The sequence below is a fragment of the Variovorax boronicumulans genome (genome assembly GCF_009811375.1).
In the GTDB taxonomy this organism is placed as follows: Bacteria; Pseudomonadota; Gammaproteobacteria; order Burkholderiales; family Burkholderiaceae_C; genus Variovorax; species Variovorax boronicumulans.
Genome location: NZ_BKDH01000001.1, coordinates 3865013 through 3886717, shown reverse-complemented (window position 1 = coordinate 3886717; position 21705 = coordinate 3865013). Strand labels below are relative to the sequence as shown.

Sequence of the window (21705 nt, the reverse complement as noted above, 5' to 3'; positions counted from 1 at the left end):
CAGCGTGCAACCCCAGGAGAAATCTCGATGATCAAGGTCAGTGTCATGTACCCCTACGCCGCAGGCGCGCGATTCGATCACGCGTACTACCGCGAGAGGCACATGCCCATGATGAAACGACTGCTCGGCGCTGCGTGCCTGTACTACATGGTGGACAAAGGCATCTCGGGGCGTGGTGCGGGCACCGACCCTGCGTACATCGCCAAGTGCGACTTCGTCTGCACTTCCGTCGACGCGTACCGGGCAGCTTCTGCCCAGCACCAGGAGGAGATCCGGGGCGACATCGCCAACTACACGGACATTCAACCCGTGGTGCAGATCAGCGAGGTGGTCGTGGAGCGTTCGGAGGCTTGAGTTCCCTCGGAGCACGGGGCGTCGGCATGGAGGACAAGCCAATGAGTACGGACAGCCGCATCATCGTGTCGCTCGACTTCCCTGCCGCCGCATTGGCGGCGGACCTCGTGAAGCAACTGGGCGCAGCGACCACGCACTACAAGGTAGGCCTGCAGCTGCTGACAGCGGCAGGACCTTCGGTCGTCCGCGAGCTCGTTGATGCCGGGAAGAGCGTTTTCCTGGATCTCAAGCTGCTGGAAATTCCCAGCTCGGTGGCGGGTGCAGTCACCGCAGCCGGGCACCTGGGGGCTTCGATGGTGACGGTGCACGCCTCAGGCGGTTCCGCCGTGCTTCGCTCGGCCGTCGAGGCCGCGAGCCAATTCCCTCAATTGAAGGTGCTTGCGCTCACGGTCATCACCAGCATGAGCGACCAGGACCTGGAAGAGGTGGGCGTCGCCTCGACGGTTCCAGAGCAGGTCGCACGGCTGGGCCGCCTGGCCGCCGCGGCCGGTTGCCATGGCGTTGTTTCGTCGCCGTTGGAGGTGAGGCTGCTTCGCGAGATCCTGCCGCCCGATGCCCTGATCGTGACGCCAGGCACGCAGCTCCCAGGCGATGAAAAGAATGACCACGCGCGGGTTGCGACGCCCTCGCAGGCCATCGGGGCTGGCGCGACGCACGTGGTCATCGGCCGCCCGATATCGCGTGCCCCAGATCCTGCAGCCGTGTTCGCCGCTGTGTGCGCTGAGCTGGCTTGCGCCATCCAGCAACGCTGAAGCGGTCAGGCGGGTCGGGACTGGCACTTCGCCGCAGCGCCCGAACGGCCAGTGCCACAGCCACGCTCATCGTGCGCAGGACACCGGGTGCTTCCCGCAGCGAAATCAAGGAGGAGGGCGAAGCCCGGGGGACATTCGCGGAGGGAAGTACCCGGTGGCCTGCGCACGCGCCCCGAAGAGTTTCAGCGCAGCGCTTCGACCAGATCGAGCACCATGCGATCCGGCCCGAAGACCTCGACCCCGTGCGCCAGCAAGGCATCCACCGCCTGCGCAATGCCATGGCTCGAAGACGATTGCTCCGCCATGTCGTTGTAATACCCCAGGTCCTTCTTCGCATTCGCCATCGAGAACTTCAGCGAATCGGTGCTGCCCGTCAGCAGCTTGGGCTTGAGGCGTTCCAGCGCCACGCCGTTGCCGCCGCCCTTGGCGAGCACGTCCACGAACACCTCGGGCTTCACGTCGGCGCGTTGTGCGCAGGCCGCGGCCTCGCACAGCAGCGCCACGGTGCCCAGCGACACGAAGTTGTGCAGCAGCTTCATCGCATGGCCCGCGCCCACATCGCCGACGTGCGTGACGTTCTCGGCAAAGCAGCGCAGCAGCGGCAGGCACGAGGCCAGCACCTCTGCGTCGCCGCCCACCAGCAGGTTCAGGCGGCCTTCGGCGGCCTCCTTGGCGGTGCGGGTCATCGGCGTGTCGAGGAAGCGGCCGCCCTTGGCGAGCACGGCCTGCGCGACCTTGGCGGTGGAGGCGGGCACGGCGGTGGAGCAGTCGATCACCACGGTGCCGGGGCGCAGCGTGCTCAGCGCGCCGTTGTCGCCCAGCATCACGGCCTCGACCTGCGGCGTGCCGGTGACGCACAGGATCAGCACGTCGACCTGCGCGGCCAGCGTGGCCACGTCTTTGACCGAGGTGGCGCCGGCTTTCAGCAGGTCGTCGATCGGCTGGTTGCCCGCGTGCTCCAGCACGGTGAGCTGATGGCCATGCTTGACGATGTTGCTGGCGATGCCGTGGCCCATCAGGCCGACGCCGACAAGGCCGACTTTGCGCGAGGTTTGTGGTTGCTGTTCAGTGGTGGTCATGAATTCATCCGTGCTTGATGGCGATGGTCTTGAGGGTCGTGAAGCCGAGCAGGGCCTCGAAGCCCTTCTCGCGGCCGAAGCCGCTCGATTTCACGCCGCCAAAAGGCAGTTCTACACCACCCGCCGCCCCGTAATTGTTCACGAACACCTGGCCGCAATGCAGCTTGTGCGCCATGCGCAGCTGGCGCGCGCCATCGCGCGTCCACACGCCGGCCACCAGGCCGAAGTCCGTGCCGTTGGCCAGGCGCACCGCCTCGGCCTCGTCGGCAAACGGCATCACGGCCAGCACCGGGCCGAAGACTTCGCGCTGGGCCAGGTCGCTGTCATGCGGCACGTCGCGGAACAGCACGGCTTCCTGGTAGTAGCCGGTGGACGGTGCCTGCGGCGACACGGTGCCGCGCGCCGCCACTTTCATGCCGCTGGCCTCGGCGGTCGCGACCATGTCGCGCACTTGGCGGAACTGCTTCTCGTTGATGAGCGGGCCCATGTCCAGGTCTTCGGCGGGCGTGCCCGCGCGCACGGCCGTGAAGCGCTTCGCGAGGCGCTGCACGACTTCTTCGTAGATCGATTGCTCCACCAGCACGCGGCTGCCCGCCGAGCAGGTCTGGCCGGCGTTCTGGATGATGGCGTTGAGCAGCACGGGCTCGGCCGCGTCGAGGTCGGCGTCGGCGAACACGATCTGCGGCGACTTGCCGCCCAGCTCCAGCGTCACCGGGCAGTGGCGCTCGGCCGCGGCCAGGCCCACGCTGCGGCCGGTCATGGTCGAGCCGGTGAACGAGATGTGGTCGATGCCCGGGTGCGCGCACAGCGCGGCGCCGGCTTCCTTGCCGTAGCCCGTGACCACGTTGAGCGCACCGGCCGGAAAGCCGACTTCGGTCGCGATCTCGGCCAGGCGCAGCAGCGAGAGGCTCGCGTCTTCCGCCGGCTTCACCACGCAGGCGTTGCCCGCGGCGAGCGAGGCGCCCACGCTGCGGCCCGCGATCTGCATCGGGTAGTTCCAGGGAATGATGTGGCCCGTCACGCCGTGCGGGATGCGCACGGTGAGCACGGTGTAGCCGCGCTCGTAGGGCAGGGTGTCGCCGTGCAGCTTGTCGCAGGCGCCGGCGTAGTACTCGAAGTAGCGCGCCAGCGCGGTCGCGTCGTTGCGTGCCACGCGCAGCGCCTTGCCGGTGTCGCGCGCCTCGAGCTGGGCCAGCTCTTCATGGTGCTGCATCACGGCCGCGCCGAGCTTGGCGAGCAGCCGGCCGCGCTCCAGCGCGGTGGTGGCGCCCCAGGGGCCGTCGAAGTGCTCGCCCATGGCCTGGCGCGCGGCGCGCACGGCGGCGTCGATGTCGGCGGCGGTGCCGCGTGCGATCTCGCCGAATTTCTGGCCGTCGCTCGGGTCGATCACGTCGATGGTGGCGTTGCCTTCGGACGCCACGCGGCGGCCGTCGATGTAGTGGGTGGCGTTCATGGGAAGGTGTGTCTCGGTGTGGCGGATCAGATGGGTTCGGGCCAGGGTTTCTGTGCGTCGCGAATCTGTTCGAAGGCGCGGCTGAACTGCAGCACGCCCAGGTCGTCGAAGCGGCGGCCGGCCACCTGCAGGCCGATGGGCAGGCCTTCGGCCGAGTAGCCGCAGTTGACCGACGCGGCCGGCTGCTCCGACATGTTGTAGGGCACCGTGAAGCCGATGTGCTCCAGCGGCCGCATCGGGTCGTTGGTGGGCGAGGCATGGTCCGCGGGCGCGGGCATGTTCGGCGACACCGGCGAGATCACGAAGTCGTAGGCCTTGGTGGCGGCGACCGTGGCCGCGCGCGTGGCGACGAACTGGCTGTAGCCGTCGAAGACGTGCGCGCCCGAGAAATCGGCCGCGCTCTCGGCCCATTCGCGGATGTACGGCAGGATCTTCGCGCGCTGCTCGGCGCTCATCGCCTGCATGTCGAGGCAGGAGCGCATGCGCCAGAAGTGGTCCATGCCCTGCAGCATCTGCGGCGTCATGAAGGCGGGGATTTCCTCGACGTGCGCGCCGGCGGCCTCGATGCGCTTGGCGGCATCGCGCACGGCCTGCGCGATCTGCGGATCGAGCGGCAGGCCGCAGCCCGCGTCCATGTGCAGCGCCACGCGCTTGCCCTTGAGGAACGACGGATCGACCTCGAAGGCGTTCCAGTCGATCACGGGCGGCGGCAGTTCCGAATAGTCGCGGTCGTCGGGCTGCGCAACGGAGGCCATCATCAGCGCCGCGTCGGCCACGGTGCGCGTCATCGGGCCGGCGCAGCGGCCCATGTAGGGCGAGCTCAGCGGAATGCGGCCGAAGCTGGGCTTGAGCGTGAAGATGCCGCACCAGCTGGCCGGCAGGCGCAGCGAGCCGCCGATGTCGGTGCCCACGTGCAGCGGGCCGTAGCCAGCCGCAGCAGCCGCGCCGGCGCCCGCGCTGGAGCCGCCCGGCGTGCGCGAGGTGTCCCACGGGTTGCGCGAGAGGTCATGAAAGCTCGACAGGCCCGACGACAGCATGCCCAGGTCGGGCATCGTGGTCTTGGCGACCATCACCGTGCCGTCGGCCTTCAGGCGCGCGGCGGGGGGCGAGTCGTAGCTCACCGGCACGAGCTCGTAGGCGGCGGTGCCCAGCGGCATCGGGTCTCCCTCGGTCGCGAGGTTTTCCTTGATGGTCACGGGCACGCCGTCGAGCGTGCCACGCGGGGTGCCGGCGCGCCAGCGTTGTTCAGAAGCGCGCGCCTGTTCGAGCGCGGCTTCGGGGCGGAACAGCCAGGTAGCGCGCAGCTGCGGCTCGCAGGCCGCGATGCGTTCGTTGACCGCGCGGGTCACTTCGACCGGCGAGAGTTCCCTGGCGGCGTAGGCGGCGTGCAGTTCCTGCACGCCCAGGGCGTAAAGAGGTTTCGTCATGGCCGCATCAACCCCACGAGATCGCAGCCAGGTCGTTCGCGACGATCGGCATGTTCGGCCACAGGCCCTTCACTTCCTTGCGCGCGACCGTGGGGAACACGGCCTGGAACAGGAAGCCGTTGACGGCATCGTTGGCGAGCATCTTCTGCGCATCGCCGAGCAGCGCGTTGCGCTTCTTCTCGTCGGGCTCGCTCTGCACCGAGGCGTACAGGTCGCGGAACTTCTTCGAGTCGTAGCCCCAGTAGTAGTCGGGCTCGGTGTACTTCACGAGGTCGAAGGGTTCGACGTGCGCGACGATGCTCAGGTCGAAGTCGTGCCCGCCGCCGAAGGTGCCGCTGAGCCACTGGGCCCATTCGACGTTCTGGATCTTCACGTTGATGCCGATGGCCGCGAGCTGGGCTGCGATCACCTCGCCGCCCTGGCGCGCGTACGAAGGCGGCGGCAGCGTCATGCGCAGCTCCAGCGGCGTCTTCACGCCCGCGTCGGCCAGCAGCTTCTTCGCCTTGGCGATGTCGAAGGGGTTGATGCCGGTGGTGTCGACATAGCCCGGCGCGCCGATCGGGTAGTGGCTGCCGATGGCCTTGCCGAAGCCGTCGGCCGCACCCTGGATCACCACGTTGCGGTCCACCGCGGCCAGGATGGCGCGGCGCACGCGCACGTCGTCCAGCGGCTTGCGCTTGTTGTTGATCGCCAGGATCACCTTGCTGCGCGTGCCCACTTCGAGCACGCGGAAGCGCGGGTTGGCGCGGAACTGGCCCACGCTGCGCGTGCCGGCGCGCGGGAAGATGTCGATGTCGCCGGCCATCAGCGCCGCGGTCTGCGCCGCCGAGTCGGACATGAACTTGAAGACGAACTTGTTGACCTTGGCCAGCGCCGGGTTGCGGTACGTCGGCGACTTCACCAGCGAACAGGCCGAGCCGCGCTGCCAGCTGTCGAGCTTGTAGGGGCCGGTGCCCACGGGCTTGGTGGCGTTGGTGTCGGCACTCTTGGGCTCGACGATGCAGGCGGTGGCCTGGCCGAGCATGAAGAGCAGGTCGGGGTTGGGCTGCGCGGTGGTGATGACCACCGTGTCGGCGTCGGGCGTCTTCAGGCTGATCTCGCTGAAGAAGCGCTTGTCCTTGTTGGTGCTCTTCTCGCCGGCCGCGCGCTCGAAGCTGAACTTGACGGCGGCGGCGTCGAAGGCCTCGCCGTTCTCGAACTTCACGCCCTTGCGCAGCTTGAAGGTGTGGGTCTTGAGGTCGGGCGACACAGTCCAGCTCTCGGCCAGCAGCGGCGTCACGCTGCCGTCGGCGTTGATCTTGGTCAGCGTCTCGAAGATGTTGTAGTGCGCGATCTCGGCGATGGCCGAGGCGGCGGCGGTCGTCGGGTCCAGGCCCGGCGGTTCCAGCGGCATGCCGATGGTCAGCATGTTCTTGCCGGTCTGGGCCTGCGCGAACAGCGGAAAGGCGCCGGGGATCGCGGCGGCGATGGCGGTGCCCATGAGGGTGCGTCGCTTCAACATTCGGGGGTTCTCCTGGAAGAAAAAAGAGGCTGCCGGTTCGACCCGTTCAGGCCTACCGCGATGGCGTATGCAGCACGGCCGACAGCAAGGTGCGTGTGTATGGGTGTTGCGCGTGGGCAAAAAGTTCGGCGGGCTGGCCGCGTTCCACGATCTGGCCCTTGAACACCACGCACACCTCGTCGCACAGGTGGTTGACCACGGCGAGGTCGTGGCTGATGAGCAGGTAGCTGATGCCGAACTGCTGCTGCAGGTCCTGCATGAGGTTGAGCACCTGGGCCTGCACCGAGACGTCGAGCGCGCTCACGGGCTCGTCGGCCACGATGAGCTTGGGCCGCGTGATGAGCGCGCGTGCGATCGCGATGCGTTGGCGCTGGCCGCCGGAGAACTCGTGCGGGTACTTGTCGAGGTCGGTGGTGCGCAGGCCCACGGCGGCGAGCGCTTCGGCGGCGCGTTCGCGCTGCTCGGCGCGGCGCGTTTCGGCCAGCGCTTCGAGCGGCTCGGCGACGATGCGTGCGACGGTCTGGCGTGGGTCGAGCGAACCGTACGGGTCCTGGAACACCATCTGGAAGTCGCGCCGCGCGGTGCGCAGCTCGGCCTTCGAGAGCGCGTGCAGGTTGCGGCCTTCGAGGGCGACGCTGCCCGAGGTGGGCTTGTCCAGCGCCATCACGAGGCGCGCGATGGTCGACTTGCCGGAACCCGATTCACCGACGATGCCCACGCTCTTGCCGGCCTGCACCTCGAAGCTCACGCCATTGAGCGCCTTCACGGTGGGCGGCGGGCCGAAGAGCTTTTCGCGCGGCAATGCGTAGTGCCGCACGAGGTCGGTCACCTGCAGCAGCGGGGTCGAAGAGGAAGACGTCGAAGTCATCGGGGTGCTCATGCGGCGGCCAGCGTGGCGTGCGCGGCGACGGCGTCGAGGTGCAGGCAGCTCACCGCATGGCCGTTGGGTTGGCGCGCCACCGGCGGCTTCGTGGTGTGGCAGGCGTCGGTCGTGAAGTCGCAGCGGCCCGCGAAGCCGCAGCCGCGCGGAATGTCGACCAGCTCGGGCACGCTGCCGCGGATGGTGGGCAGCCGGCCCGCGCGCACGGCGCCGAGCGCGGGGCGCGCCGCGAACAGGCCGCGCGTGTAGGGGTGGGCGCGGTCGGCAAAGACCGTCTCGGTCGGGCCGCTTTCCACCGCGCTGCCGCCGTACATCACGAGCATGCGCTGCACGCTGCTGGCGATCACGCCGAGGTCGTGCGAGATGAGGATCAGCGCCATGCCCATTTCGGCGACCAGGCCCTGGATCAGGTCGAGCACCTGCTTCTGGATCGTCACGTCGAGCGCGGTGGTGGGCTCGTCGGCGATCAGCAGGTCGGGGCCGCAGGCCAGCGCCATCGCGATGCCGATGCGCTGGCGCTGCCCGCCCGAGAACTGGTGCGGGTAGGCGTCAAGGCGCGAGGCGGCATCGGGAATGCCGACGCGGTCGAGCAGGTCGAGGGCTTCCTTGCGCGCCTGCGCCTTGGTGAGGCCGCGGTGCAGCATCAGCGGTTCGCCGACCTGGCGCGCGATGGTGTGCACGGGGTTCAGGGCCGTCATCGGCTCCTGGAAGATCATGCCGATGCGGTTGCCGCGCAGCTGGCACATCTGCTTTTCGGGCAGGCCGACGAGTTCCTGGCCGTCGAGCTTGATGCTGCCCGTGACCTTCGCGGTGGACGGCAGCAGGCCCATGAGCGACATCACGGTGATCGACTTGCCGCAGCCCGACTCGCCGACGATGCCCAGCGTTTCGCCGCGCTCCAGCGAGAAGGAAATGCCGCGCACGGCTTCGGCCGGGCCGCGTTGCGTCTGCAGGCCGATGTGGAGGTCGTTGACTTCGAGGAGGGGCATGGCGGTCTACCTTGCGCGGGCCAGGCGCGGATCGAGCAGGTCGCGCAGACCGTCGCCCAGCAGGTTCAGGCCGAGCACCGCGAAGGCGATGGCCATGCCGGGGAAGACGGCCAGCAGCGGCTGCTGGAACATGAGGGTCTGGGCTTCGCTGAGCATGCGGCCCCAGGACGGCTGTGGTGGCTGCGTGCCGAGGCCGAGGTACGACAGCGCAGCTTCGGCCAGGATCGCGATGGCGAAGCGGATCGTGATCTGCACGATCAGCACGGCGGAGATGTTCGGCAGTACGTGCTGCATCGTGATCGCGAACGATCCCTTGCCGCAGGCGCGTGCGGCGGCCACGTACTCGCGTGACCAGATGGCGTTGGCCGAAGCGCGCGTGATGCGCGCGAAGGTCGGGATGTTGTAGATGCCGATCGCGATGATCGCGTTGACGATGCCGGCGCCGAACACGGCGGTCATCATGATGGCCGAAAGGATCGCGGGGAAGGCGAGCGTGAAGTCCGACAGGCGCATCACCGCTTCCTCGACCCAGCCGCGCCTCGCCGCAGCGAGCAGGCCCAGCGCCGTGCCGACGACGAGGCCGATGCCCACGGCGATCACGCCCACGAGGATGGACGCGCGTGCGCCCACGAGCAGCAGCGATGCCACGTCACGACCGAAGGCATCGGTGCCGAGCCAGTGCGTGGCCGAAGGGCCCTGCATCTTGTTCGCCATGTCCATCGCGTAGGGCGACCACGGCGTCCAGACGAAGGAGAGCAAGGCCGCCAGCAACAGCAGCAGCGCGAACACGCCGCCGATGACGAAGCTGCGGTGCTTGACCGCGCGGCGCCAGAAGCCGGGCGCGAGGGGCGCGGCGGATGCGGGCACGGAGGAAGGGGAGAGGATGGCGCTCATATGTCGCTCGCCTTGATGCGCGGGTCGATCACGGCGTAGAGCACGTCGACCACGAAGTTCACGATGACGACCATGGCCGCGAGCAGCATCACGCAGTTGCGCACCACGATCAGGTCGCGGTTGCTGATGGCCTGGAAGATCAGGCGGCCCAGGCCGGGCAGGTAGAACACGTTCTCCACCACAATGGTGCCGGCCAGCAGCTCGGAGAACTGCATGCCCATCACCGTGATGACCGGGATCATCGCGTTGCGCAGCACGTGGGTCCACAGCACCATGCGCTGCGATACGCCCTTGGCACGCGCGGTGCGAACGAAGTCTTCGCGCATCACCTCGAGCACGGCCGAGCGTGTGATGCGCGCGAGGATCGCCGCTTGCACCACGGCCAGCGACAAGGCCGGCAGCAGCAACGACTTCAATCCCGCGAAGATGCCTTCACCCCAGCCCTCGAAGCCGCCCGCGGAGAACCACTGCAGCTGCACCGAGAACACGAGGATCAGCAGGATCGCGAACCAGAAGTTGGGAATGGCGATGCCGACCTGGGCCATGCCCATGAGGCCGACGTCGCCGAGCTTGTTGTGGCGTGCGGCGGCGGTCACGCCTACGAGCAGGGCGATGACGACGGTGAGGGCCATCGCCATCACGGCGAGCGGCACGGTGAGGGCCAAACGTTCCAGGATCAGGTCGATGACGGGCGAGCTGTAGGCGTAGCTGTCACCGAGGTTGCCGGTGAGCAGGCCGCCGATCCAGTGCCAGTAGCGCGTCCACGCGGGCTGGTCCAGGCCGAGCTTGGTGGCCAGGGCGGCGACGGCATCGGGCGAGGCGTCGGGGCCCATGAGCATCTGCGCGGCATTGCCCGGGAGAATTTCGAGCACCAGGAACACGATGACGGACGCGCCGATCAGCGTGCCGATGAGCGTCAAGGTGCGCTTGAGCAGGAACAGGCCCATGGTTCAGTGGCTCCGTTGTTTGTCGCTGTTCAGGGCGTGTGCCCAGGCCACCGGGTACTTCCCTCCGCGAATGTCCCCCGCCCTTCTGGCTCCTCCTTTATTTCGCTGCGGGAAGCACCCAGTGCCCTGGGCACCGGGACGCAGCGCGTTTCGCTTGACACGAGAGAGAAGGCCGGGAGGCGTCATGCCGAAGCGATGCACTCGGCAATCGCGCGGCCCACGTCCACCGTGTTGGCGGTGCCGCCCATGTCGCGCGTGCGCGGGCCTTCGCTGAGCACGGTCTCGATCGCCGAGAGCACGGCCGCCGAGGCCTGCGCGTACACAGGGTCGTCGTTGCCCAGGTGATCGAGCATGAGCGCGGCCGACCAGATCTGGCCGATGGGGTTGGCGATGCCCTTGCCTGCGATGTCGGGCGCCGAGCCGTGCACGGGCTCGAAGAGCGACGGGAACTTGCGTTCGGGGTTCAGGTTGGCCGAGGGCGCGATGCCGATGGTGCCGGTGCAGGCCGGGCCCAGGTCGGAGAGGATGTCACCGAACAGGTTGGAGGCCACGACCACGTCGAACCAGTCGGGGTGCTGCACGAAGTGCGCGCACAGGATGTCGATGTGGTACTTGCTGGTGGCCACGTCGGGGTAGCGCGTGGCGATCTCGGCCAGGCGCTCGTCCCAGTAGGGCATGGTGATGGAGATGCCGTTCGACTTGGTGGCGGCCACCAGGTTCTTGCGCTTGCGGCGATTGGCGAGCTGGAACGCGTAGTCGATGATGCGGTCCACGCCCACGCGGGTGAACACGGCTTCCTGGATCGCCATTTCGCGCGGCGTACCTTCGAACAGGCGCCCGCCCACCGAGGTGTATTCGCCTTCGGTGTTCTCGCGCACGACGAGGAAGTCGATGTCGCCGGGCTTGCGGTGCGCCAGCGGGCCGGGCACGCCGGGCATCAGGCGCACGGGGCGCAGGTTGACGTACTGGTCGAAGTCGCGGCGGATCTTGATGAGCAGGCCCCACACGGCGATGTGGTCGGGCACCTTGGCAGGGTCGCCCACGGCGCCGAAGTAGATGGCGTCGTGGCCCTGGATCTTGTCGGCCCAGTCGGCCGGCATCATCAGGCCCGTGCGTACGTAGTGGTCGGAGCCCCAGTCGAAATGGTCGTACGCGAAATCGATGCCGAAGCGCCGACTGACCGCGTCGAGCACGCGAAGGCCCTCGGGCATGACTTCGACGCCGATGCCGTCTCCGGGAATGACGGCAATCCTGTGCTTTTGCTTCTGCTGCATTGACTCAACCTGTTCCTGAACCGTTTCGATAAGAGCGCCGACGCTTGTGACACCGGGCCGTCAAAAAATTCTAGGAGCGGGTGGGGCGCGCGCGATGGGGGTTGGCACCCACCGGGCATTGACAAAAAGCGAAGGCCAAAACGCCAGAACACGGCGGAAGATAAGCAATTGATGGTCATCGAACTGACTTGAGCTTCGAAAAATTAGAAGGCGACGGGGGCGGAAAACCCGCACCCGGGCACCCGCCGCGAGGGCCTGCGTACCATCGTGCCCATGCGAACACTTCCACTCCCCACCGGCGGCGAGATGCCGGTTCTTGGTCTCGGCACCTGGCGCATGGGCGAGGACGCCACCCGTCGCGCGGCCGAGGTGGCCGCGGTGCGCGAGGCCATCGGCCTGGGCTACCGCCTGATCGACACGGCCGAGATGTACGGCGAGGGCGGCGCCGAGACGGTGGTCGGCCAGGCCGTGGCCGAGGCGCTGCGCGCGGGCGATGTGCAGCGCGACGCGCTCTTCATCGTCAGCAAGGTCTACCCGCACAACGCCAGCCGCCGCGGCACGGGCCAGGCCTGCGAGCGCAGCCTGGCGCGGCTGGGGCTGGAGCGCATCGACCTGTACCTGCTGCACTGGCGCGGCAACCACCCGCTGGCGCACACGGTCGAAGCCATGCACGAACTGGTGGAGGCCGGCCGCATCGGTCATTGGGGCGTGAGCAACTTCGACACCGACGACATGCAGGAGCTGGCGCAGGTCATCGGCCAAGGCCCGGCCTGCGCGGCCAACCAGGTGTACCTGTCACTCGGCGAGCGGGGCCCCGAGTTCGACCTGCTGCCCTGGCAGCGCGAACGCGGCATGCCGCTCATGGCCTACAGCCCGATCGACCAGGGCGCGCTGGCGGGCGACGAGGCGCTGGGCCGGCTGGCGGCCGAGCTCGGCGTGAGCGCCGCGCAACTGGCGCTGGCCGCGGTCATCGCGCGCCCGGGTGTGGCGGCGATTCCGAAGGCGGTGCGCAGCGCGCACCTGAAAGAAAACAGGGCCGCCGCCGAGCTGCAGCTCGATGCGACGACCCTGGCGGCGCTGGGCCGGATCTATCCGGTGCCGAAGCGCAAGACGCCGTTGGCGATGATCTAGTTAGCGCACGGTTCGGCTCAGTGCGCGTCGGCGTGCTTGGCCGCCGCGATCACCGCTTCTTCGTCGTGCTTCGCACCGTTCAGGAACAGGTTCAGCAGCACCGCCGTGATCGACGCCAGCAGGATGCCTGACTCGATCAGCGAGTGGATCGAGTGCGGCATCCACTGCTTGAAGTTGGGGGCGATCAGCGGAATCATGCCGACGCCGATGGCCACGGCGACGATCATGGCGTTGTGGCGGTTGGTCTTGAAGTCCACGCCCGACAGGATGCGGATGCCGGTGGCGGCCACCATGCCGAACATCACGAGGCCCGCGCCGCCGAGCACCACGGTGGGCAGCGACTCGACCAGCGCGGCCATCTTCGGCAGCAGGCCCAGCACGATCAGGATCACGCCGCCGGCCACGCACACATAACGGCTCTTGATGCCGGTGACGGCCACCAGGCCCACGTTCTGCGAGAAGCTGGTGTACGGGAAGGTGTTGAAGATGCCGCCGATGAGCGTACCCAGGCCGTCGGTGCGCAGGCCCTTGGCCAGGTCTTGCTGGCTGATCTTGCGGTCGGTCATTTCGCCGAGCGCGAGGAACATGCCGGTCGATTCGATCATCACGACGATCATGATGAGCGTCATCGTGAGGATCAGGATCGGGTCGAACAGCGGCATGCCGAAGTGGAAGGGCAGCACGACGTCGACCCAGGCGGCCTTGCCGACCTTCTCGTAGGTCATGAGGCCGGTGAGCGAGGCCACCACCGCGCCGATCACGATGCCCAGCAGCACCGAGATGTTGGCGATGAAGCCCTTGGCGTACTTCACGATCAGCAGGATCGACACCAGCACCAGCGCGGCCACGCCGAAGCCCGACAGGTCGGCGTACTTGGGGTTGGGCACGGTGGGCATGATGGCGAAGCCCTTGGGCACTGCGGGGATCGAGCTGCCCGGCGAGGTGACCTCGGCCAGCCACTTGGCGTACACCGGGTCGACCAGCGCGGGCGCCGTCGGGCCCACGGGGTTGCCGAAGATCCAGTTGATGCCCACGCGCATCAGGCTGATGCCGATGACCGCGATGATCGTGCCCGTCACCACCGGGGGGAAGAACCGCAGCATGCGGCTCACCAATGGTGCGATCAGTATCGATATGACCCCCGCGCCGATGATGGCGCCGAACAGCAGCTGTGCTCCGTTCTGCCCGGGGTTGGCGTTGGCGATGGCGACCATGGGCGCCACCGAGGCGAAGGTCACGCCCATCATCACCGGCAGCTTGATGCCGAACCACTGCGTGGCGCCCAGCGCCTGGATCAGCGTGGCGATGCCGCAGCAGAACAGGTCGGCCGAGATCAGCAGCGCGACCTCGTCGGGCGAGAGCTTGAGCGCGCGGCCCACGATGAGCGGCACCGCGACGGCGCCCGCATACATCACGAGCACGTGCTGCAGGCCGAGGGCCGCGAGCTTGCCCGAAGGCAGGCGCTGGTCCACGGGATGGACATTGCTGGAAAGGGAATCTGCCGTCATCGTTGTCTCCTGGCGCGGCGAGGGGAACGGAGCAGTGATGCGCGTCGCAGAGCCGTCGCGCACACCAGTTGTGTACGCGAAACTGTATACAATTTATGCGGCAATCCGGATTCAGGTAAACCCGAATCCGTTGAAGAAGCGCTGTGGGAGGCGCGCGCCGGGGCATCCGGCGTTTCGGCCGGCGCTCAGGTGTTGGGGGTGGGGCGCGTCAGCGACGCGTGGGCTCAGAGGCTCAGGCCAGCAGCGCCTTGACCAGGTCGAGCTGGCGGTCGGGCTTCTCGGTGCCCAGTTCGAGGCTCGCCTCGATGCGTTCGAGGTGCTCGATCATGCAGGTCACGGCCGCTTCCACGTCGCCCTTGCGGCACAGGCGCAGGAAGTCGGAATGCTCGTCGGACGAGCAGTGCGGGTCGTTCGAGGAGTGGTAGAGCATCGCGATCAGCGAGCTGCGCGCCACCAGCTCGCGCACCATCTCGGCCAGCGTGTGGTTGCCGGTGGCTTCGGCCAGCGCCACGTGAAAGTCGCCCAGCAGTTTCTCGCGCACCGTGCCCATGGTGGTGCTCTGGCGCAGCGCGGTGCGTTCGAACTTGATGTGCTGCTCGAGCGTCTGGTAGTCGCGCGGCCGGGCGTTGGCGATGAACAGGCGCACCACCTCGCGCTCGAGGATGCGGCGCACCGCGAACACCTCGCGCGCCTCGTCCACCGTGGGCTGGCAGACGAAGGCGCCCTTGTCGGGAATCATCTCGATGAGCTTGTCCTTCGACAGCATCAAGAGCGCCGCGCGCACCTTGGTGCGGCTCACCGAGTAGACGCGGCCCAGCGCCTCTTCGCGCAGCCAGGTGCCCGGCGGCAGGCGCTTCTCGACGATCGCGGTGGCGATGTCGTTGGCGATGCTCTCGATGGAACTGTTCTTGTCGGCCGGCGCCGCGCCGTTCTCGGCCGGTGCGGCAACGGGGGCGGCGGAAGGGACGGAGGTTTTGGAACTGGCGCGGGGCATCCGTCGATTGTGGCTCAGCGCGTGAGGGTGAAGCCTTCGAGCGCGCCGATCATCGGCTTGGGCAAGGGCCTTGCCAGCTCGCCGCGTTTGCTGGTGCGCAGCTTCAGGGCTACCAGCGATTCGATGAGCTTGGTGCCCGCGGCCACGCCGTCGATCACCGGCACGCCGAGCACCTGCTCGATGTGCGCGCACAGGTCGGTCATGCCGGCGCAGCCGAGCACGATGCAGTCGGCGTCGTCTTCTTCGAGCGCGCGCCGGCATTCGTCGACGATGCGCTCGCGGGCGTTGGAGCCCGGCTCTTCCAGTTCGAGCACCGGCAGCTCGCAGGCGCGCACGTTGGCGCAGAAGCGCTCCATGCCGTAGATCTCGGCCAGGTGCCAGGCCTGGCCCATGGTGCGGCCCAGCGTGGTCACCACGCTGAAGCGGCTGCCGATCATGCTGGCCAGGTGCATCGCCGCTTCGGCGATACCGACCACCGGGCCGCGCGCCAGCTCGCGCGCCGCCTTCAGGCCCGGGTCGCCGAAGCAGGCGATCACGTAGCCGTCGATGCCGTCGCGCTCGCCCGCCGCGATCTCCTGCAGCAACCCCGGCACGGCCAGCGCCTCGTCGTAGTGGCTTTCGATGGAGACCGGCCCCATGGCCGGGCTCACGGCCACGATCTCGGTGCCGGCGTGCGCCACCGCGCGGGCGCAGGCACCGATCTTCTCGGTCATGCTCCAGGTGGTGTTGGGGTTGATGATCTTGATGCGCACGGCGCGGTCCCTTCTTCGGTCAGTGTTTCAAGTCTTGTTGTTGCGGTTCAAGAGCACGTAGAGCACGAAGCCCAGGCCCATGCCGATGAACCACGCATAGTTGGCGGCGCCGCGCAGCGTCGGCACCATCACGCACAGGATGGGCACGAGGGCCGAGGGCACCAGCGCCTGGATCGCCTTCGGGTTGTAGCCGCCGCTGTACCAGTATTCGCCCTTCGGGCTCATCGTGTAGAGCGCGTCGACGTCGATGCGCTGCTTGCGCACGATGTAGTAATCGGCAATCAGGATGCCGAACAGCGGCCCGATGAACGAGCCCAGCACGTCCAGCGTGTAGTGGATGACCTCGGGGCTGTTGTAAAGGTTCCAGGGCGTGAGAAACACCGAGCCCACCGCGGCGATCATGCCGCCCGTGCGCCAGCTGATGTGCTGCGGCGCCACGTTCGAGAAGTCGAAGGCCGGCGACACGAAGTTGGCCACGATGTTGATGCCGATGGTCGCGATCATGAAGGTCAGCGCGCCCAGCACCACGGCCGTGGTGCTGTCGATCTTGCCCACGGTGTGCACCGGGTCGGTGATCAGTTCACCAAAAACGGGCAGCGTGGCCGCCGTGGTGATCACGGTGAGCAGCGAGAAGAACACGAAGTTGATCGGCAGACCCCAGAAGTTGCCCTTCTTCACCGCGTCGAAGCTCTTGCCGTAGCGCGAGAAGTCGCCGAAGTTGAGCATCGGGCCGCTGAAGTAGCTCACCACCAGCGCGATGGCCGAGAGCATCACCGGCAGCGCGTCCCAGCCCTGGAACTTGATGCCGCCCAGGTTCAGGTCGATATTGCTCCAGCCGGCCTTCCACACCAGCCAGCCGCACAGCACCGCCATCACCACGTACACCGCCGGGCCGGCCCAGTCGATGAACTTGCGGATCGCTTCCATGCCGTGCCAGAACACGAAGGCCTGCAGCACCCACATGACCATGAACGCCACCCAGCCCAGGGCCGAGAGGCCGACGAAGCCGTACTGCGCCACGTCGGCATACGGCGCCAGGCCCGGCGCCATGTGCAGCGCCAGCACCATGAAGGCAGCGGAGGCGAGATAGGTCTGCACACCGTACCAGGCCACCGCGATCAGCCCGCGGATGATGGCCGGGATGTTGGCGCCCAGCACCCCGAACGAGGCGCGGCACACCACGGGGTAGGGCACGCCGGTCACCTGGCTGGGCTTGGCCACCAGGTTGCAGAAGACCTGCACGATCACGATGCCCACCAGCAGCGCCACCAGCACCTGCCAGCTCGACAGGCCCAGCGCGAACAGGCTGCCGGCCGTGATGTAGCCGCCCACGCTGTGCACGTCGGACATCCAGAACGCAAAGATGTTGTATTGCCCCCAGGTCTGCTTCTTCAGCGGGGCGAGGTCCTCGTTGGTCAGGCGCGGGTCGTAGCCCGGCTTGATGAGGGCATTCGATTCCGCGTGCGGCGCGATGCCGGCTTCGCTGGCCCCGGCGGGGGCATGGCTGGCGACTGTGCTCATGGTCTTTCCTCGTACTTGGTTGGGATGAGGGACTTTTTGACGCAAATTTCGCGCCGTCTTTATGGGTGCGTTATTTGTATACAAAAATTGAACCCAATCAAGACCATGCGGGGAATCATATATCCGTAGATTCCCTGATGCGGGGCGGGCCGGGGCAAAGAAAAAGCGCCATGCCCCGCGAGGGGCATGGCGCCTTGGAGGGGCCGGGGGATGAGGGCGCGCGGCTTACTGAGCCGCCACCTTCTGCGCGCTCAGGCGAGCAGGTCGGCCAGCGTGCGCGCCACCACCTTGGTCGCGCGGCGCAGGTCTTCGAGCACCACGCGCTCGTCGCTGCGCTTGGCGTGCGACTCGAGCACGGTGCGCGGGCCGGCGCCGTAGATCACGCCGGGAATGCCGGCCTCGACGTACAGGCGCACGTCGGTGTACAGCGGCGTGCCCATGGCCTTGATGGGTTCGCCGAACAGCTCGCCGCCGTGCTTCTGGATCGCGTCGACCAGCGGCTTGTTGCCGGCCAGCGGCTTCATCGAGTTGGCGAGCAGCATGCGCTTGATCTCGACCGTGATGCCCGCGCTTTCGGCGGCGGCATCGGCGATCACCTGGCGGATGTTGGCTTCGACCTCGACCGGGTTCTCTTCGGGGATCATGCGGCGGTCGAGCTTGAACACGACCTTGCCGGGCACGACGTTGGTGTTGGTGCCGCCCTCGATGCGGCCCACGTTCAGGTAGGGGTGCGTGATGCCCTCGACCTTCGATATGACCTTCTGGTAGAGCGTGTTCTGCGCGTACAGCGCGTTCAGGATCTTGGTGGCGCCCTGCAGCGCGTCGATGCCGGTGGTGGGCACGGCGGCGTGGGCCATCTTGCCGTGCACGGTGACTTCCATCTGCAGGCAGCCGTTGTGCGCGGTGACCACTTCGTAGCTGAAGCCGGCGGCGATCATGAGGTCGGGCTTGGTCAGGCCCTTCTCGAGCAGCCAGCCCGGGCCGAGGATGCCGCCGAACTCTTCGTCGTAGGTGAAGTGCAGTTCGATGCTGCCCTGGGTGGGCTTGGCCACGGCCTCGAGGGCGCGCAGCGCGAAGGTGAAGCTGGCGAAGTCGCTCTTGCTGACGGCGGCGGCGCGGCCGTAGAGGCTGCCATCGACGATCTCGCCGCCGTACGGGTCGTGCGTCCAGCCTTCGCCGGGCGGCACCACGTCGCCGTGGGCGTTGAGCGCGACGGTGCGGCCACCGTTGCCGTACTTGCGGCGCACGATCAGGTTGGTGATCGATTCGAGGCCGTAGTCCTTCACGTCCTGCGCGGGCACGGCGTGCTTCTCGGCGTCGAGGCCGAAGTCCTTCAGCAGCTCGGCGGTGCGTTCGGCGTGCGGCGCGTTGTTGCCGGGCGGCGTGTCGGTGGGCACCTGCACCAGTTGCTGCAGGAATTGCACTTCCTCGTCGAAGTGGGCGTCGATCCAGGCGTCGAGTTTGGCGTAGTCGGTCATGGTGGTTGTTCTTGTGGGGTCGGTCAGTGGGCTTGTTCGGTGGCGAGGTTGTCCAGCAGCAGCTGGAACGCCTGCACGGCCAATTGAATGTCGTCGTTGGTGCTCGACTCGAGCGGGTTGTGGCTGATGCCCGAGTTGATGCCGCGCACGAAGAGCATGGCCTGCGGCATCACCTCGTGCAGCTTCATGGCGTCGTGGCCGGCGCCGCTGGGCATGCGGAACAAGGGAATGCCCAGTGCGTCGACGGCCTGTTCCCAGCGCTGCTGCCAGGCCGGTGCGCTCGGCGCGGCGGCGGCGCGCATGGTTTCCTCGAGTTCGTAGCGCACGCCGCGGCGTTCGCAGATGTCCTTCAGTGCGGCGACGACGTCGTTGGCCAGCGCGTCGCGCTGCGCGTTGTTGGGTGCGCGCAGGTCGAGGCTGAACTTGCACCGGCCGGGCACGACGTTGATCGAACCACTCGGCACTTCGAGCATGCCCACGGTGCCGACCGAGTCGCCGTCTTTGGCGGCACGCTGCTCGGTGTAGAGGATGAGTTCGGCCACGGCGGCGGCGGCGTCACGGCGGCGGTCCATGGGCGTGGTGCCGGCGTGGCTGGCCATGCCGATGACTTCGCCCACATAGCGCACGCTGCCGTTGATGGAGGTGACGATGCCCAGCGGCAGGTCGAGCTCGGTGAGCACGGGACCCTGTTCGATGTGCACTTCGACGAAGCCGAGGTAGCGCGCCGGGTCGCGCTGGATCTTCGGAATGTCTTCTTCCTTCAGACCTGCGTGCTGCATGGCTTCGCGCATGGTGATGCCGTCGGCATCCTTCTGGTCGAGCCAGCGCGGGTCGAAGTGGCCGATGAGCGCACCCGAGCCGAGGAAGGTGGCCTTGTAGCGCTGGCCTTCTTCCTCGGCGAAGCCGACGACTTCGAAGGCGAAGGGCAGGCGGCGGTTCTGGCGCTTGAGTTCGCGCACGCAGGCCATGGGCACGAAGATGCCCAGGCGGCCGTCGTACTTGCCGCCGTTGCGCACGGTGTCGTAGTGCGAGCCGGTGAGCAGGGTCTTGGCGTCGGGCGTGGCGCCTTCGTAGCGGCCGACCACGTTGCCCACGGCATCGATGTGCACGGAGTCGAAGCCGCAGTCGCGCATCCAGCCCGAGATGTTCGCGGCGCAGGCGCGGTGCGCGTCGGTCAGGTAGGTGACGGTGAGCTGGCCCTTCTCGGCATAGCCGGGGTCGGTGTGCACCGACAGCTGCTCCTGCCAGTCCCACACGTCGTTGCCGAGCGTGATGTCGGCGCCGAACTTGTCGTTCAGGCGGATCTCGGCGATGCGGTGGATGTTGCGCAGCGCCTCGCCGAGCTCGAAGCTCGGGTGGTTGTGCAGCCGGCGCGCGAAGGTCTCGATGATCTCGCGCTTGGCCAGGCCCGTGCCGCGCGGGCCGCGCACGGCCAGGATGAACGGGAAGCCGAACTTCGCGTTGTAGTCGGCGTTGAGCTTCTGGATCTGCGCGAACTCTTCGGGCGTGCAGTCGGTCAGGCCGGCCTTGTTCTGCTCGTTGGTCGACTCGGCGGTGAGCGTCTTGCTGACCATGGCCTTGCCGGCGAGCTCCGGGTGGGCGCGGATCAGGCCGATCTGTTCGTCGGCCGACGACGCGGCCAGCGCCTGCACCAGCGCGTGCTTGAGGTGCGCGAGCGAGCGGAAGGGGCGCTGCACCAGCGCGCGCTGCGCGATCCAGGGCGAGTGCTCGTACACGCCGTCGAGCATGGCGACGGCCGCAGCCGGCCCTGCGGCGTTGAGTTGGGCAAGGGTGAGGAGAGGGGTGCTCATGATGCGGCTCCGGCTTCGAAAGGATGTGCCTGCTTCCAGTGGCGTGCGATGTCGACGCGGCGGCAGACCCAGACCTTGTCGTGCGTGGCGATGTGGTCGAGGAAGCGCTGCAGCGCCGTGATGCGGCCGGGGCGGCCGAGCAGGCGGCAGTGCATGCCGATGCTCATCATCTTGGGGCTGTCGTCGCCGTTCGGGTCGCCTTCGGCGTACAGCGCGTCGAAGGTGTCCTTCATGTACTGGAAGAACGGGTCGGCGTGCGAGTAGCCCTGCGGCAACGCAAAGCGCATGTCGTTGCAGTCCAGCGTGTAGGGCACGATGAGCTGCGGCACGACGCTGCCGTCGGTCTTTTGCACCTTCATCCAGAAGGGCAGGTCGTCGCCGTAGTAGTCGCTGTCGTACTCGAAGCCGCCGTAGTCGGCCACGAGGCGGCGCGTGCGCGGGCTGTCGCGGCCGGTGTACCAGCCGAGCGCGCGCTCGCCGGTGAGCTTTTCGATGGCTTCCATGCCCAGGCGCATGTGCTCGCGCTCGGTGGCTTCATCGAGGTTCTGGTAATGAATCCAGCGCCAGCCGTGGCAGGCGATCTCGTGGCCGAGTTCCTTGAAGGCGGCGGTGAGCTCGGGGTAGCGCTGCAGCGCCATGCCCACGCCGAACACGGTGAGCGGCAGGCCGCGCTTTTCGAACTCGCGCAGGATGCGCCACACGCCGGCGCGCGAGCCGTACTCGTAGATGCCTTCCATGCTGATGTGCCGGTCGGGGAAGCTCGCCGGGTTGAACATCTCGGACAGGAACTGCTCGGAGCCCGCGTCGCCGTGCAGCGTGGCGTTCTCGCCGCCTTCTTCATAGTTGAGGACGAACTGCACCGCCACGCGCGCGCCGCCGGGCCAGCGGGCGTGGGGCGGGTTGCGGCCGTAGCCGATCAGGTCGCGCGGGTAGGGCAGGGTGGTGTCGTAGACGGTCATG

At 67.8% G+C, this 21705-nt stretch carries 19 protein-coding genes; 3 read left to right on the top strand and 16 right to left on the bottom strand.

The genetic code is table 11. From position 1 onward, the window contains the following. The first annotated feature begins 27 nt into the window (after nucleotides 1–27). Entirely contained in the window at nucleotides 28–354 is a 327-nt protein-coding gene (locus VHAB30_RS17875; RefSeq protein WP_070061673.1) for an EthD family reductase, read from the top strand. A 41-nt stretch (nucleotides 355–395) separates the two neighbouring features. Further along, nucleotides 396–1106, top strand: a complete 711-nt coding sequence (gene pyrF, locus VHAB30_RS17870; RefSeq protein WP_159277992.1) for an orotidine-5'-phosphate decarboxylase — start codon at nucleotides 396–398, stop codon at nucleotides 1104–1106. 182 nt (nucleotides 1107–1288) lie between these two features. Here the strand turns inward: pyrF and VHAB30_RS17865 are convergent, their stop codons facing one another. The 9 genes from VHAB30_RS17865 to VHAB30_RS17825 form a co-directional block, all read right to left on the bottom strand. Beyond that, nucleotides 1289–2185, bottom strand: a complete 897-nt coding sequence (locus VHAB30_RS17865; protein WP_159277991.1) for an NAD(P)-dependent oxidoreductase — start codon at nucleotides 2183–2185, stop codon at nucleotides 1289–1291. A 4-nt stretch (nucleotides 2186–2189) separates the two neighbouring features. Beyond that, nucleotides 2190–3638 carry an aldehyde dehydrogenase family protein gene (locus VHAB30_RS17860; RefSeq protein ID WP_095946731.1) on the bottom strand — a complete coding sequence of 483 codons (1449 nt, stop codon included), beginning with the start codon at nucleotides 3636–3638 and terminating at the stop codon, nucleotides 2190–2192. 26 nt (nucleotides 3639–3664) lie between these two features. After that, nucleotides 3665–5065 carry an amidase gene (locus VHAB30_RS17855; RefSeq protein ID WP_159277990.1) on the bottom strand — a complete coding sequence of 467 codons (1401 nt, stop codon included), beginning with the start codon at nucleotides 5063–5065 and terminating at the stop codon, nucleotides 3665–3667. Between the two features lie 7 nt (nucleotides 5066–5072). Then, nucleotides 5073–6566, bottom strand: a complete 1494-nt coding sequence (locus VHAB30_RS17850) for an ABC transporter substrate-binding protein (RefSeq protein WP_159277989.1) — start codon at nucleotides 6564–6566, stop codon at nucleotides 5073–5075. A 52-nt stretch (nucleotides 6567–6618) separates the two neighbouring features. Next, on the bottom strand, nucleotides 6619–7434 hold the full coding sequence (locus VHAB30_RS17845) for an ATP-binding cassette domain-containing protein (protein ID WP_159277988.1): 816 nt from the start codon (nucleotides 7432–7434) through the stop codon (nucleotides 6619–6621). 8 nt (nucleotides 7435–7442) lie between these two features. After that, a complete protein-coding gene (locus VHAB30_RS17840; protein WP_070061677.1) occupies nucleotides 7443–8435 on the bottom strand; it encodes an ABC transporter ATP-binding protein in 993 nt (330 codons plus the stop codon). A 6-nt stretch (nucleotides 8436–8441) separates the two neighbouring features. Beyond that, nucleotides 8442–9329, bottom strand: a complete 888-nt coding sequence (locus VHAB30_RS17835) for an ABC transporter permease (protein WP_159277987.1) — start codon at nucleotides 9327–9329, stop codon at nucleotides 8442–8444. Then, entirely contained in the window at nucleotides 9326–10276 is a 951-nt protein-coding gene (locus VHAB30_RS17830; protein WP_070061679.1) for an ABC transporter permease, read from the bottom strand. Before VHAB30_RS17830 ends, VHAB30_RS17835 begins: the two co-directional genes overlap by 4 nt. 182 nt (nucleotides 10277–10458) lie before the next feature. Continuing rightward, nucleotides 10459–11550, bottom strand: a complete 1092-nt coding sequence (locus tag VHAB30_RS17825; protein ID WP_159277986.1) for a tartrate dehydrogenase — start codon at nucleotides 11548–11550, stop codon at nucleotides 10459–10461. A gap of 273 nt (nucleotides 11551–11823) precedes the next feature. Between VHAB30_RS17825 and VHAB30_RS17820 the strand changes: the two genes are divergently transcribed. Continuing rightward, nucleotides 11824–12681: an aldo/keto reductase gene (locus VHAB30_RS17820; RefSeq protein WP_159277985.1), complete on the top strand. Its 858-nt coding sequence runs from the start codon at nucleotides 11824–11826 to the stop codon at nucleotides 12679–12681. Nucleotides 12682–12698: 17 nt separating this feature from the next. Here VHAB30_RS17820 and VHAB30_RS17815 read toward each other — a convergent pair whose 3' ends face one another. The 7 genes from VHAB30_RS17815 to puuE form a co-directional block, all read right to left on the bottom strand. Beyond that, entirely contained in the window at nucleotides 12699–14189 is a 1491-nt protein-coding gene (locus VHAB30_RS17815) for a nucleobase:cation symporter-2 family protein (RefSeq protein WP_070061682.1), read from the bottom strand. A 232-nt stretch (nucleotides 14190–14421) separates the two neighbouring features. After that, nucleotides 14422–15183 carry a GntR family transcriptional regulator gene (locus tag VHAB30_RS17810; RefSeq protein ID WP_095744177.1) on the bottom strand — a complete coding sequence of 254 codons (762 nt, stop codon included), beginning with the start codon at nucleotides 15181–15183 and terminating at the stop codon, nucleotides 14422–14424. A gap of 14 nt (nucleotides 15184–15197) precedes the next feature. Next, complete coding sequence (locus VHAB30_RS17805) at nucleotides 15198–15935, bottom strand: aspartate/glutamate racemase family protein (RefSeq protein WP_159277984.1); 738 nt, start codon at nucleotides 15933–15935, stop codon at nucleotides 15198–15200. Between the two features lie 27 nt (nucleotides 15936–15962). Continuing rightward, complete coding sequence (locus VHAB30_RS17800) at nucleotides 15963–17456, bottom strand: NCS1 family nucleobase:cation symporter-1 (protein WP_159277983.1); 1494 nt, start codon at nucleotides 17454–17456, stop codon at nucleotides 15963–15965. A 251-nt stretch (nucleotides 17457–17707) separates the two neighbouring features. Beyond that, on the bottom strand, nucleotides 17708–18934 hold the full coding sequence (locus tag VHAB30_RS17795) for a M20 family metallopeptidase (RefSeq protein WP_159277982.1): 1227 nt from the start codon (nucleotides 18932–18934) through the stop codon (nucleotides 17708–17710). A gap of 23 nt (nucleotides 18935–18957) precedes the next feature. Continuing rightward, nucleotides 18958–20745, bottom strand: a complete 1788-nt coding sequence (gene uraD, locus VHAB30_RS17790) for a 2-oxo-4-hydroxy-4-carboxy-5-ureidoimidazoline decarboxylase (protein ID WP_159277981.1) — start codon at nucleotides 20743–20745, stop codon at nucleotides 18958–18960. Then, on the bottom strand, nucleotides 20742–21704 hold the full coding sequence (gene puuE, locus VHAB30_RS17785; protein WP_062480836.1) for an allantoinase PuuE: 963 nt from the start codon (nucleotides 21702–21704) through the stop codon (nucleotides 20742–20744). The genes uraD and puuE overlap by 4 nt, the downstream gene beginning before the upstream one ends. Nucleotide 21705 lies beyond the last annotated feature (1 nt).

Excerpts from the sequence above, each read along its gene's own strand:
- uraD (WP_159277981.1), bottom strand. The coding sequence starts at position 20,745 with ATGAGCACCCCTCTCCTCACCCTTGCCCAACTCAACGCCGCAGGGCCG.
- VHAB30_RS17830 (WP_070061679.1), bottom strand. The coding sequence starts at position 10,276 with ATGGGCCTGTTCCTGCTCAAGCGCACCTTGACGCTCATCGGCACGCTG.
- VHAB30_RS17845 (WP_159277988.1), bottom strand. The coding sequence starts at position 7,434 with ATGACTTCGACGTCTTCCTCTTCGACCCCGCTGCTGCAGGTGACCGAC.
- VHAB30_RS17865 (WP_159277991.1), bottom strand. The coding sequence starts at position 2,185 with ATGACCACCACTGAACAGCAACCACAAACCTCGCGCAAAGTCGGCCTT.
- VHAB30_RS17795 (WP_159277982.1), bottom strand. The coding sequence starts at position 18,934 with ATGACCGACTACGCCAAACTCGACGCCTGGATCGACGCCCACTTCGAC.
- VHAB30_RS17825 (WP_159277986.1), bottom strand. The coding sequence starts at position 11,550 with ATGCAGCAGAAGCAAAAGCACAGGATTGCCGTCATTCCCGGAGACGGC.
- VHAB30_RS17820 (WP_159277985.1), top strand. The coding sequence starts at position 11,824 with ATGCGAACACTTCCACTCCCCACCGGCGGCGAGATGCCGGTTCTTGGT.
- VHAB30_RS17835 (WP_159277987.1), bottom strand. The coding sequence starts at position 9,329 with ATGAGCGCCATCCTCTCCCCTTCCTCCGTGCCCGCATCCGCCGCGCCC.
- VHAB30_RS17850 (WP_159277989.1), bottom strand. The coding sequence starts at position 6,566 with ATGTTGAAGCGACGCACCCTCATGGGCACCGCCATCGCCGCCGCGATC.
- VHAB30_RS17815 (WP_070061682.1), bottom strand. The coding sequence starts at position 14,189 with ATGACGGCAGATTCCCTTTCCAGCAATGTCCATCCCGTGGACCAGCGC.
- VHAB30_RS17855 (WP_159277990.1), bottom strand. The coding sequence starts at position 5,065 with ATGACGAAACCTCTTTACGCCCTGGGCGTGCAGGAACTGCACGCCGCC.
- VHAB30_RS17860 (WP_095946731.1), bottom strand. The coding sequence starts at position 3,638 with ATGAACGCCACCCACTACATCGACGGCCGCCGCGTGGCGTCCGAAGGC.
- VHAB30_RS17875 (WP_070061673.1), top strand. The coding sequence starts at position 28 with ATGATCAAGGTCAGTGTCATGTACCCCTACGCCGCAGGCGCGCGATTC.
- VHAB30_RS17810 (WP_095744177.1), bottom strand. The coding sequence starts at position 15,183 with ATGCCCCGCGCCAGTTCCAAAACCTCCGTCCCTTCCGCCGCCCCCGTT.
- pyrF (WP_159277992.1), top strand. The coding sequence starts at position 396 with ATGAGTACGGACAGCCGCATCATCGTGTCGCTCGACTTCCCTGCCGCC.
- VHAB30_RS17800 (WP_159277983.1), bottom strand. The coding sequence starts at position 17,456 with ATGAGCACAGTCGCCAGCCATGCCCCCGCCGGGGCCAGCGAAGCCGGC.
- puuE (WP_062480836.1), bottom strand. The coding sequence starts at position 21,704 with ATGACCGTCTACGACACCACCCTGCCCTACCCGCGCGACCTGATCGGC.
- VHAB30_RS17840 (WP_070061677.1), bottom strand. The coding sequence starts at position 8,435 with ATGCCCCTCCTCGAAGTCAACGACCTCCACATCGGCCTGCAGACGCAA.